This is a genomic window from Ferruginibacter profundus (assembly GCF_054783275.1).
On sequence record NZ_BAAGQW010000002.1, the window covers coordinates 1,389,030 to 1,401,160 of the forward strand.

The window sequence follows — 12,131 nt, forward strand, 5'->3', positions numbered from 1 at the left end:
TTTACTTCAATTACAATCCTGACACCACTTTGGCAACTAAAACCCCCGTAACAATGGTGATAATGGAAAGCCCGGCCTGTTTAACTATATCAACCACCTGGCTGCCTTCGGCTTTTAATGGTACATTCACCGTACTTCCTTCCGCAACTTTCGGATATAAATGAAAGAAGAAAATATTTTTAGTGCGTTTACTCTTGCCGTTGGCATACTGCACATAGATACGGCTCTTCCACGGACGCCTTCCATATCCGCCAGCCTTATCTACATAGTATAATAAATTAGTGTGTTCTTTGTCAAAAGTGAGTTTTAAAGGAGATTGAACCGTTCCTTTTACGCTTACAAAAGGATTTATTTCCGGCACAAATATCACATCGCCTTCCTGCAATACCACATCGTATTTAGAATTCTTGTATTTCATGGCTTTGTAAAGATCAATACTTACAGGTTCCTGTGAAACTTCACTAAGGTCTGTCTTTACTGAATCTAAAATTATTCCGCCAAGCGAATCGGTGAGAGAGTTTACTTTATTGGTTACATTTTCCCTGAAGTACTGAACTTTTTTACGGTATAAAATTGCACCGGTTAAATCTGCACCTTCTTTTATTCCTCCTGCCCTGTCTATAAAAGACGATAAGCGTTCGTGTTTGTTCAGGCGTGGGTAGGGGCCCGGATATTGAATCAATCCATTAATCTGCACCAGTTGCTGCAACTCAAAAGTTGGATTTTTTCTTACATATACCTGGTCATAAGGTTTTAATACAATTGCAGCAGAAGCGCTATCCACATCCAGATTAGGTGACACTTTAATTTGCTTTAATACCACCCGTGTAGGCGTTTGTTCCCTTTTTGCAGAATCCAAATCTAACACACTCGCTATTTCAATTCTTCCGTATTCTGCTGATTGTTTTAAACCACCGGATAAGTACAACAGATCCTGCAAGGTCATGCCACCATATTTATTGATCTTCCCTTCTTTTCTTACTTCACCAAAAATTTCTACATATTGCCTGTCGCCAAACTGGTTATTGTTGAACAATAATATCTGGTCGTTAGCAAAAATAGGCACGTTAAAAATACTTGAAGTATCATTACTGGTTATACCACTCAGATTAACATCCACCCTGCTCGTTTTAATATTGGTACTATCACCACCACCCCTGAAAATGTAGGCTCTTGGCAAATACGTATTCCTGGTAATACCCCCTGCCCTGTTGATCAGGTCAAAAAGTTTATCGCCTTTCCTGATCTCGTATTGCCCGGGATAAGATACTTCCCCTTTAAGTTCAACCTTATTTAATAATCCCGGATTTACTGCAATAACTTTTACAATATCTCCATCTTTTAAATCAAAATCTTCTTTTAGCAGACGGGGGTCATTGGTGGGATTTACAATTGCAGTAACGTTTACATCTTTAATAGTTTGTTGTTCCAGTTCTGTTCTGTATACTTTAGCCCCACTGGAAAAAGCGTCTGTTTGCAAACCACCGGAGTACCTTAACAGTGCTTTCATGTTTTCATCATCTCTCAATTGATAATACATCGGCCTTTTAAATCTTCCCTCAGCTTTTACTTTTTTTTGTGCTGTTTGCAAAATCACAAAATCATTATTTTCCATGTAGATATGCTTGCCAAAATCGCCGGTAGTAAGGTATTTATATACATCCAGTTCGTCTATTACCTTGCCATTGCGTTTAATTAAAATATTACGCAGGTTAGCCATATTGGTTGGCCCGCCGGCAAGGGCAATAATATTAAAGGCATTGGTGAATGCCGAAACGGTAACCGGCCCCTGGTTATTGATCTCCCCGGCCACATTAACAGAAATAGTTCGTGGCTGCCCTAATGAAACAGTAATATTGGTAGATGCCGGAACATAGGATTTAAACCGTTGAATGATCAGTGACCTTACTTGTTCAAAAGTTAAGCCCTGCAGGTAAATTTTACCCAGGCCTGTAGGAAATATAGAACCATCTCTTGCTACGGTATAATCTAATGTAGCTTCCGCACCATTCCATAAGGATACAATGATCTGGTCGTAAACACCAATAGGGTAATCTAAAGGAGGTGTAGACAATTCGGTAATAGATGCTACAACACCACTACGGAACAAATGCATACCATAGATATCTTCAGTAACATTATTTGACTGCGGTGTATTTTCTTTTACAAGACTATCTGTATTGATCTTTTTATTAAGCGCCTTATTATTATCTTGTCCAATGGTTGATTTTGTGTCAGGATTCTTATCTGCCAGAAATGTCTTTAATTGGCCCGGGTCCATCTGGCTGCCAGGTAAATCTGGAATGCCTCCGTTACTGGGGTCTAACTTACCTCCCGGTGGCTGCGCCTGGGCACTGCTTATATTTACACTAAAGATTAATGAAGATATTATTAATAGCTTTTTTATATAGCCGCTTACTTGTCGTGAGTTCATTAACATCTGTTGGGGATTGATTTTCAAAAATTTGATGGCAAAGATAATATATTATTTTAGTGGGTGCTTCAAAGCTATACACACCTTAAATTGATACGCTTTCTATCTGAAACCCGAAAACCGGGCCTTAATTTTTTTGTCATAATGATTACATTTTCCAATCTGGTTAAAATGCTGCTACCTGGTTTTGCAGTAACCTGAACTCATTCCATATTTCCTCTACAATTGCTACGGCCGGCTTTATGGTTTTTATTATTGCACTTACCTGCCCTATTTCCAATTCCCCTTCTTCCAGGTTACCTTCAAACATGCCTTTTTTTGCCCTGCCCTTGCCTAATAATTGCTTCAATTGCTCTGCAGATGCATGTTGCTGCTCAGCCTGTTGCACTTGTGTAAAGAAATTATTTTTCAATAATCTTACCGGTGTTAATTGCTTCAGCGAAAGCACGGTATCGCCTTCGCCGGCATGTATAATGGCCTCTTTAAAATTGATATGAGAGGAAGCTTCTTCACTTGTTACAAACCGGCTACCAATCTGAACCGCCTCTGCACCCAGCACCATAGACGCTAACATCTGCCTGCCAGTTGCAATACCCCCTGCGGCTATTACCGGGATAGTTACTGCCCCACAAACTGCGGGTACCAGTACCATTGTTGTGGTTTCTTCTCTTCCATTGTGCCCGCCGGCTTCAAAACCTTCGGCTACCACTGCATCGCAACCTGCATCCTGGGCCTTAAGTGCAAATTTGCTGCTGCTTACTACATGTACCACCTTAATCCCGTTTTCTTTTAATACCGTTGTCCATGTTTTAGGATTGCCTGCCGATGTAAAAACAACAGGTACTTTTTCCGCTATTATGATGCTGATATGTTTTTCTATGTCGGGATACAGCAACGGAACATTTACACCAAATGGTTTAGCCGTTGCTGCTTTACACTTTTTAATATGCTCCTGCAGTACTTCGGGATACATGCTGCCACTTCCAATAAGCCCCAAACCGCCGGCATTGCTTACAGCACTGGCAAGGCGCCAGCCACTGGCCCATATCATTCCTGCCTGTATAATGGGATAATCAATATTAAAGAGTTGTGTTACCCTGTTCTTCATTTTAATGATCAATTAATCTGTTCAGCTTTAAAACAAAACAAAAAGTACTTTGAAACGCAAAGTAAAAGATTTTATTTTATAAATCCAAGCTTTATTTAATCTGAATACCTGTATTCCGGATTAGTTTTTATGACCGCCACCAAGATCAATAGCTGTATTATCGCCTATATTCAGGCTACGGCTTACGCCCCTTACTTCAGCATCACTGCCAATAAGGGAGTTATTCAATACTATTTCAAAAAGATTGGAATAAGACCCGATAATGGAATCTTTAATGATAGCGTGATTTAGTTTGGAGTACTCGCCAATAGCTACATTGGGGCCCACCACAGAATTTTTTATATCGCAGCCTTCGCCAATACTTACCGGGGGAATAATGATAGTATTTTCAAACGAGTGCTTTTCTTCTATATTACCACCAAATTTTTTAAGCAATGTGGCATTGGAATCCAGCAGCGTTTCTTTTTTACCGCAATCAAACCAGTTTTGTACTTTAAACGGCTGAAACTTAACGCCATTCTGTATCATACATTCCAACGCATCGGTCAAATTAAATTCATCGTAGCTTTTAATACCGGCGGCAATTATTTTTTCGATGCAGGAGAATAAAAACCCGGTTTCCTTAATCTTATACACTCCTACCAGGGCCATATTGCTTTTAGGTATGGCTGGCTTTTCCACCACACGGTTTATAAAGCCATCCTCATCTATTTCAGCCACACCAAAATTGCGGGGGTCATCCACTTTTTTTACCCCCAGCATAGAGTGAGGGTTGCTGATAATTTCTTTTACATCATATTCTGCAATGGTATCCCCCAGTACAATCAGTATTTCGTCGCTGCCGATAATTTCTTTGGTAAGATTGATGGCATGGCCCGTACCATGCCTTTCATTTTGCTGCACAAAATGGCAATTCAGCTGGGGATATTTTTCTTTTACATAATCCTGTATCTTTTCGCCCAGGTATCCTATGATAAAAACAAAATCATTTATGCCTGCATCTTTTAACTGATCTATAATAATACTAAGTATTGTTTTTCCTGCCAGGGGAATTAACGCTTTAGGTTGTGTGTATGTGTGCGGACGAAGTTTAGTGCCTGCGCCTGCTACCGGTATTATGGCCTTCATGCTTTGAATATTTGTGAAGCGTTTTTTTTAAAAGGATGTGAAATTAGCGATTTTTTGATAAGGCTATGTATTTTTTACACAGGGTACATTTTAGGTAGGATAAAAACTTGCAATTATCTTTGCGCCAAATTATACTTAATGCAAAGAGATACCGTAATTTTTGACCTTATCAATAAAGAATTAGAAAGGCAGCGCAATGGCATTGAACTGATTGCTTCAGAAAACTTTACCAGCCTGCAGGTGATGCAGGCCATGGGCACGTCTTTAACCAATAAATATGCTGAAGGCTATCCCGGCCGCCGCTATTATGGTGGCTGCGAAATTGTAGACCAGGTAGAACAACTGGCTATAGACCGTTTAAAACAAATTTTTGATTGCGAATATGCCAATGTGCAGCCGCATAGCGGGGCACAGGCAAATGCCGCCTTGTTGCTGGCTATTTTACAGCCGGGCGATAAAATTTTAGGATTGGACCTGAGCATGGGCGGGCACCTTACCCACGGTAGTGCGGTTAACTTCAGCGGCAAATTATACCAACCGCATTTTTATGGTGTAAAAAAAGAAACCGGCCTTATTGACTATGAAATGCTGGAAGAAAAAGCACGAACTGAAAAGCCGAAAGTGATCATTTGCGGCGCCAGTGCTTACAGCCGTGATATTGACTATGCAAGAATTAGAAAAGTGGCCGATGAAGTGGGCGCTTTTGTATGGTGCGATATGGCGCATCCTGCAGGGCTTATTGCAAAAGGCTTACTAAGTTCTCCGTTTGAGTATTGTCATTTTGTAACCAGTACCACCCACAAAACTTTGCGTGGGCCAAGGGGCGGCATCATTATGATGAAAAAAGATTTTGAAAACCCTTTTGGTTTAAAAGATGTGAAAGGTAATGTGAGGATGATGAGCAATTTGCTGGATATGGCTGTTTTCCCCGGCACACAAGGCGGGCCGCTGGAGCATGTAATTGCTGCTAAAGCCATAGCTTTTGGCGAGATACTTACAGATGAATTTACCATTTATGCTAAACAGGTGATTGCTAATGCGCAGGCAATGGCTAAAGCACTTAATGAAAAAGAATACCAGATCATCAGTGGCGGTACCGACAATCATTTAATGCTTATCGACCTTAGAAATAAAAACATCAGTGGCAAAAAAGCAGAGCAGGTTTTAGGCAAAGCCGATATTACTGTTAATAAGAACATGGTGCCTTACGACGACAAAAGTGCGTTTGTTACAAGTGGTATTCGTGTAGGCGTTGCTGCTATTACCACAAGAGGTATGAAAGAAGAACACATGGCAACGGTAATAAACTTTATTGATAAAGCCTTAATGAATGCTGATGATGAAGCGGTACTGGCTGGTATTGCAAAAGAAGTAAAAGCATTTATGCAACAGTTTCCTTTATACCCGGAATTGGGTTAAAAATTGGTTTAGAGGTTTAGGAGTTTAGTCAGCATTCTCCTAAACCCCTAAACTTCCAAACTCCTAAACTTTTTTTATGATACAACGCATCCAATCTGTCTGGCTATTACTTGCAGCGGCCTGTATCGGGCTTACAGCTAAACTACCTTATTACAGCGGCACTAATGCAAAGGGGGTAGCCTCTTATGAATTAAAAGCTACAGAAAATTTCCTGCTGTTCAGTACAACAATAGTTACCTGCCTGCTGGCATTGCTGATCATTTTCTTCTTTAAAAAAAGGCCTTTACAATTAAGGCTTTGTGTACTGGGTATTGTGTTAGAAGCATTGCTGATATTTCTATATTACAGAGAAGTAAGCACTTTCACATTGGGTACTTATTCCCTGTGGGCTATGCTGCATGGTATTGCTGTCTTTTTATTTTTTTTAGCTGCAAGAGCTATCAACAAAGATGAAAAACGGGTAAAAGACAGCGACCGGTTAAGATAATCTCTGCAAAAAAACATTTACATAAAAAGAGCGTCCCGTAAGTATACGGGACGCTCTTTCATTTTTATAGATTGATGTGTGTGTTATTGTTTTACAAACTTAACTGAATTGGTTTGTCCGTCGCTGAATACGCCTCTTACAAAGTAAGTACCTGTAGCAAGATTTGAAACATCCATGCTAACAAGGCTTGAACCAGACTGTACCTGTACAGTATTCCTGTAAACAACTTTACCTTCCAGGGAAACAATAGCCAGTTCTACTTTATCTTTTTTAGATGTAGTGATACTTAATTGAGCAGTATTGCTAACCGGGTTAGGTAAAATACCTGCCAGTTGCATATCTCTTACCTGGGCACCTACTTTTACAATTGAAGTGTAGTTAATTCTGCCATCAATATCAATGATCTTGATACGGTAGAAATTAGTACCGGTTAAAGGAGCTGCGTCATCATAGCTGAATGGTGATGCACAACGTGCCTGTGTTGCAGTAAAGCTATTGATAGTGGTAAAGTTTTTACCATCTGCAGAACGCTCAATTTCAAAAGTAGCCTGAGAGCTGGTGCATTCTGCATTCCAGTTTAAAGTGTTGGCAACATTACCTTTAGATGCATTAAAGTAATAGATCTTGATAGGCAAAGGTGCGCCGCCTGCATTAATTGTACCTACTGCAAAAGGAGAGAAAGTAGTTACACCATTAAGAGTAACAAAATTTGAAGCGTTATTAGCAGTTGTTTGCTGACAAGTTCCCCAAGACGGGCCGTAGTGAGCAATACCTACCAATGCATTAGGGTTTGCTGTAAAAGACGCCCCTTCCAGGTTAGCATCCCAGTCTATACGCATATTAACGCCTGACGGAGCTGTAGGAGTACCTGTACCATTATAGTTTATTATCCATACGGCATCAACAATTTTTAATTTTTGAGCTGCAGTAAAGGCTGTTCCGTTTGGAGCACCATTAGCAGTTACGCCATCAAATACTCCAACACTAAAGCTGTTATTAGCTAAAGTATTACCTGAAGTAAGCTGTACCGGTAAATAGTAAGTACCATCTCCTACAGGGAAAGTATAAGGAGAAGAAACGGTGATATTATTCACACGGATCAAACCACTGTTAGCCCCTGAAGTTGCTGCTTTAATATGCGTAGTCGCACCAAATGTACCGGCGATTGCATTAGCAGGACTTGCATTAAGAATTAAGTTTGGTGTTGCTGCTGCAGGTATCGTTAAAACTCCATTAGTAAGGGTTAAAGTTCCGGTTAAAGTTCTTGCAGCGTTTAATAAAGTAACGCCGGCTGTATTGTCTATTGTAAGACTGGCAGGACCATTTGCTGCAGGAAATTCAATTGCAGTAGCAGTTTGTGCAGCAGAACCTTTATATTCAAGGGTAGATGCTGCGCCATAAGTCGGAGCATTGGTAATTGCAGCCGCTGTTCCCTGTAAAGAAAGTTTACCGTTAACTGTTGTTGCAGCTGGAATAGTTTTATTACCGCTACCGGAAAGTGTAAGATTTTGATAAGTTGCAGCTCTCACTGTTTGTGCAGCCCCTTCATAATCCACTGTAGAACCTGCACCAAGAGTAAAGGTGCCCGTTGCAGAAGTGCTGATACTGCTACCTAAATTAAGTGTACCAGCGCCAGAAACAATAAGATTATTTTCAGTTGCGGCACCAGCCATAGTTACGGCACCGGTTACAGTTGCAGTTCCTGTAGATACTGAAAAAGTACAGGCTCTGCCTGCTGTTGGATTTGCCATAGACAATGTACCTGTTATAGTTGCGGTTCCGGCATTTACAACCCATTGGTTGGTAAAATTGTTATTAGCAGGTGCAAGGATTGAAACATTACCAGTTACACTAACTGATGAACCTGCACCTTGAGTGATCTCACTTGCTGTTGGAGTAGATGTGCCATCATTACCAATGGTAACATTACCACCACAGGTTAATGTACCACCTGCACTCATGTTAATTGTACCTTCTCTTGAATTTGACCCTGCTTGTCCTACAACAATACTACCGGAAACAGTTAATGCTCCGGTTGCAGTAAAAGTTAAAGTACCGGTTCCGGTAGCCGTAGAGTTAGCTACATTTAACGTGGTACAAAATGCCGAAAATCCGGCAGGAATAGTAACATTGTCGCCGCCCTCGATATTTACAACGTCGCCTGCAACAGGATAAACGCCGGCACCAACTGCAGCACCACCGCTGGTTAAAGACCAGGTAGTATTGGCATTCCAGTTACCGGTAGCAATTGAGAAATAAGTGGTAGCATTAGCTACTGATGATGTGATAATAATCGCAAACACCATTAAAGCAATTCGTTTTGAAGTAAGTAAAAACTTTTTCATGTTGTCCATTTTTAATTTTTTAAAAAATAAAGTGTGATAAGCTGTGGTTTAATGCAAGCAGGAAATGGACAGGATAGGTTTCTTAGGTATCGGAGAGAATATCTGAAAGGACGTTAAAGGTCAAACTTTTTTCCTAATAAAATTATTATAATCTTATTAAAAGATAAACCAGGAAAAAACTGGATTGATTGTGATTTCTGTGTTGGGTTACAGTTTGAATTAGTGCGGTAAGTAAGGTTAGGGTACTTATTTACGTCGTAAAAATACGTAGCCGGTTTTAATTTTCCAACACTTTTTTTTCTTTAATTCAAAATGTAGTTATTTTTCTACAATACAGGCATTGATTAGCAATACTTTGCAGTATTGCTGCTTTTATTCTTTTTTAAATCAGCCGGTGTACCCGCAAAAACCAGTTCTCCGCCGCCATCGCCTGCTTCGGGGCCAAGGTCAATTACCCAGTCGGCACTTTTAATTACATCGGTATTATGTTCTATTACCAATATAGAATGCCCCTGTTCTATCAGGGCATTAAAAGAAGCCAGTAGTTTTTTGATGTCGTTAAAGTGCAGCCCGGTGGTAGGTTCATCAAAAATAAACAGGATGCTACCCTGCGATTTGCCTTTGCCCAGGAAGGACGCCAGTTTTACCCTTTGTGCCTCGCCGCCGCTCAGTGTATCGGATGACTGCCCCAATTTTACATAACCCAGCCCCACATTGCTTAAGGGCTTTATTTTATTGGCTACGGAGGGTTCATCAGCAAAAAAATCTACAGCATCGTCCACGCTCATATCCAGTACTTCGTAAATATTTTTATCCCGGTACTTTACTTCCAGCACTTCTTCTTTAAAACGCTTACCACCACATACGTCGCAGGTTAAATGCACATCTGCCAAAAATTGCATTTCCACTACCTGTTCGCCTTCACCTTTACAGGCATCGCATCTTCCTCCATCCACATTAAAAGAAAAATGTTTAGGTTGAAAGCCCCTCATCTTACTCAATGGCTGGCTGCTGTACAGGTCTCTTATCTCATCGTAGGCTTTTATATAAGTAACGGGGTTACTTCTTGAAGATTTGCCAATGGGATTCTGGTCTACCATTTCAACCTGGGAAATATGTTCTATATCACCGCTGATGGCTTTATGCAATCCTGCCTTATCAATAAACTCGCCCTTTAGTTTTTGTAATGCCGGAAATAAAATCTGCTTTACCAGGGTTGTTTTGCCACTGCCGCTTACGCCACTTACCACACACAACACATTTAAGGGGAACTCAACCGTAATATTTTTTAAATTATTTTGTCTTGCCCCTTCCACCTTTACCGAGCGGTTCCATTTACGGACTGATTTTGGGGGTTCAATTTTTAAAACGCCTGATAAATACTTTCCCGTAAGGCTTGCAGGATTACTGATGATAGCGTCATAATTTCCTTCGGCTGTTATTTCTCCTCCTAAATGGCTGGCCAATGGCCCCATGTCAATAATATGATCTGCTTCTCTCATCATCATTTCATCGTGTTCCACTACAACGACCGTGTTTCCAAGATCCCGTAATTCTTTTAATACTTTTATCAATCGCTCTGTATCCCTGCTGTGTAAACCGATAGAAGGTTCGTCTAATATATACAGTGAGTTGGTAAGGTTGCTGCCTAAACTTCTTGTAAGCTGAATGCGCTGGCTTTCGCCACCACTTAAGCTATTAGCCAAACGGTTTAGTGTAAGATAGCCCAGGCCCACATCCATTAATGTTTTTATGCGGTGATGAATTTCAATCAGTATCCTTTTGGCAACTACAGCATCGTATTCATTCAGCTTTAATTTTTCAAACCATACCTGCAGGTCTTTTACCGGCATTTCACAAAGCTGGCCAATATGTTTGCCGCCTACCTGTACATATAATGCCTCTTTACGCAAGCGGTAGCCTTTGCAATCTGTACATTGTGTTCTTCCCCTGTACCGGGATAATAAAACACGGTATTGTACCTTATATAAATTAGCTTCTACTTCTTTAAAAAAATCATTGATGCCTTCCACATGTTCGTTGCCATTCCATAAATCATCTGTTTGCTTTTGTGTAAGGTCAATCACCGGTGTATGAACAGGAAAGTTGAATTTTTTGGCAGCTCTTATAAACTGGTCTTTCCATGCACTTAATTTCTCTCCTTTCCACGGCGCCACAGCTCCTTCGTATACGCTTAATTGTTTGTTAGGAATAATCAGGTCGGGATCGATACCCAGTATCTGGGAAAAACCTTCGCAGGTGGGGCAGGCGCCATATGGATTATTAAAAGAAAATAAATTAGGCACCGGTTCTTCAAAAACAATGCCGTCCGCTTCAAACTTGTTGGAAAAATGTTTTTTATCGCTGCCGTTAATTTCCAGGTACAGTTCTCCTTCTCCTTCATAAAACGCAGTGTTTACAGAATCAGCAATACGGTGTTTGTCATCTTCATCAAATGCTTTTACTACAAAACGATCAATAAGAAGGAAAGTTGATTTCTGATCAATTTTTGCAGGTGGCTTTTCTGCTTCCAGTAAATCTTCTATTCTTACTATTTCTTTATTTTGATATACCCTTGAAAAACCTTTTTGTAATAAAATATTCAGTTCTTCTTTTGCATCCCTGTTTTTTTGCTGTTTAAAGGGTACCAGTACCAATACTTTATCGCCGGTTTTTAAATGCACCATAAATTCCACCACATCATGTACATCATCTTTTTTTACTTCCTTACCACTTACCGGAGAAATAGTTTTGCCCGCCCTTGCAAATAACAGGCGCAGGTAATCATAAATTTCCGTCATGCTGCCTACTGTACTGCGTGGTGTACGGGTAATTACCTTTTGTTCAATGGCTATTGCCGGGCATAAACCTTTTATATAATCCACATCGGGTTTATCCATGCGCTGCATAAACTGGCGGGCATAGGCACTAAGGCTTTCGGCATAGCGGCGCTGGCCTTCGGCAAATAAGGTATCAATAGTTAAAGATGATTTACCCGAACCTGAAACACCGGTAACCACTATAAGTTTATCCCTGGGTATGGTAACAGCTATATTTTTTAAATTATGTACCCTTGCCCCCTTTATCTCTATGCCGGTAGCCTGTTTAGCTACCTTTACTTTATCTGTGTTATTTACTTTAACTGCTTTACTTACTTTTTTTACTTCCATAACCTTGTTTACTTTATATACCCTCTGTATTGTCAAAATT

The 12,131-nt window shown here is 40.3% G+C and carries 7 protein-coding genes; 2 read left to right on the forward strand and 5 right to left on the reverse strand.

Going from position 1 to position 12,131, the window contains the following annotated elements; genetic code table 11:
• Positions 1–10: 10 nt before the first annotated feature.
• The 3 genes from ACYVM0_RS16060 to ACYVM0_RS16070 all read right to left on the reverse strand — a co-directional run bounded on the left by ACYVM0_RS16060 (position 11) and on the right by ACYVM0_RS16070 (position 4,670).
• Complete coding sequence (locus ACYVM0_RS16060) at positions 11–2,434, reverse strand: SLBB domain-containing protein (RefSeq protein ID WP_460558495.1); 2,424 nt, start codon at positions 2,432–2,434, stop codon at positions 11–13.
• Positions 2,435–2,600: 166 nt separating this feature from the next.
• The gene (locus ACYVM0_RS16065; RefSeq protein ID WP_460558497.1) at positions 2,601–3,542 is read right to left on the reverse strand and encodes an NAD(P)H-dependent flavin oxidoreductase; all 942 of its coding nucleotides are present in this window, start codon (positions 3,540–3,542) and stop codon (positions 2,601–2,603) included.
• Between the two features lie 120 nt (positions 3,543–3,662).
• Positions 3,663–4,670 (reverse strand): sugar phosphate nucleotidyltransferase, encoded by a 1,008-nt coding sequence (locus tag ACYVM0_RS16070; protein ID WP_460558499.1) that lies wholly within the window; start codon positions 4,668–4,670, stop codon positions 3,663–3,665.
• A 138-nt stretch (positions 4,671–4,808) separates the two neighbouring features.
• On the opposite strand from ACYVM0_RS16070, the gene ACYVM0_RS16075 reads away from it, so the two are divergent.
• Both ACYVM0_RS16075 and ACYVM0_RS16080 read left to right on the forward strand, forming a co-directional pair.
• Positions 4,809–6,089, forward strand: coding sequence for a serine hydroxymethyltransferase (locus ACYVM0_RS16075; RefSeq protein WP_460558501.1), 1,281 nt, complete (start codon positions 4,809–4,811; stop codon positions 6,087–6,089).
• A gap of 76 nt (positions 6,090–6,165) precedes the next feature.
• Positions 6,166–6,576 (forward strand): DUF4293 domain-containing protein, encoded by a 411-nt coding sequence (locus ACYVM0_RS16080; protein WP_460558503.1) that lies wholly within the window; start codon positions 6,166–6,168, stop codon positions 6,574–6,576.
• A gap of 83 nt (positions 6,577–6,659) precedes the next feature.
• Here the strand turns inward: ACYVM0_RS16080 and ACYVM0_RS16085 are convergent, their stop codons facing one another.
• Both ACYVM0_RS16085 and uvrA read right to left on the reverse strand, forming a co-directional pair.
• The gene (locus ACYVM0_RS16085) at positions 6,660–8,921 is read right to left on the reverse strand and encodes a T9SS type A sorting domain-containing protein (RefSeq protein WP_460558505.1); all 2,262 of its coding nucleotides are present in this window, start codon (positions 8,919–8,921) and stop codon (positions 6,660–6,662) included.
• A gap of 344 nt (positions 8,922–9,265) precedes the next feature.
• The gene (gene uvrA, locus ACYVM0_RS16090) at positions 9,266–12,091 is read right to left on the reverse strand and encodes an excinuclease ABC subunit UvrA (RefSeq protein WP_460558507.1); all 2,826 of its coding nucleotides are present in this window, start codon (positions 12,089–12,091) and stop codon (positions 9,266–9,268) included.
• Between the last annotated feature and the right edge of the window lie 40 nt (positions 12,092–12,131).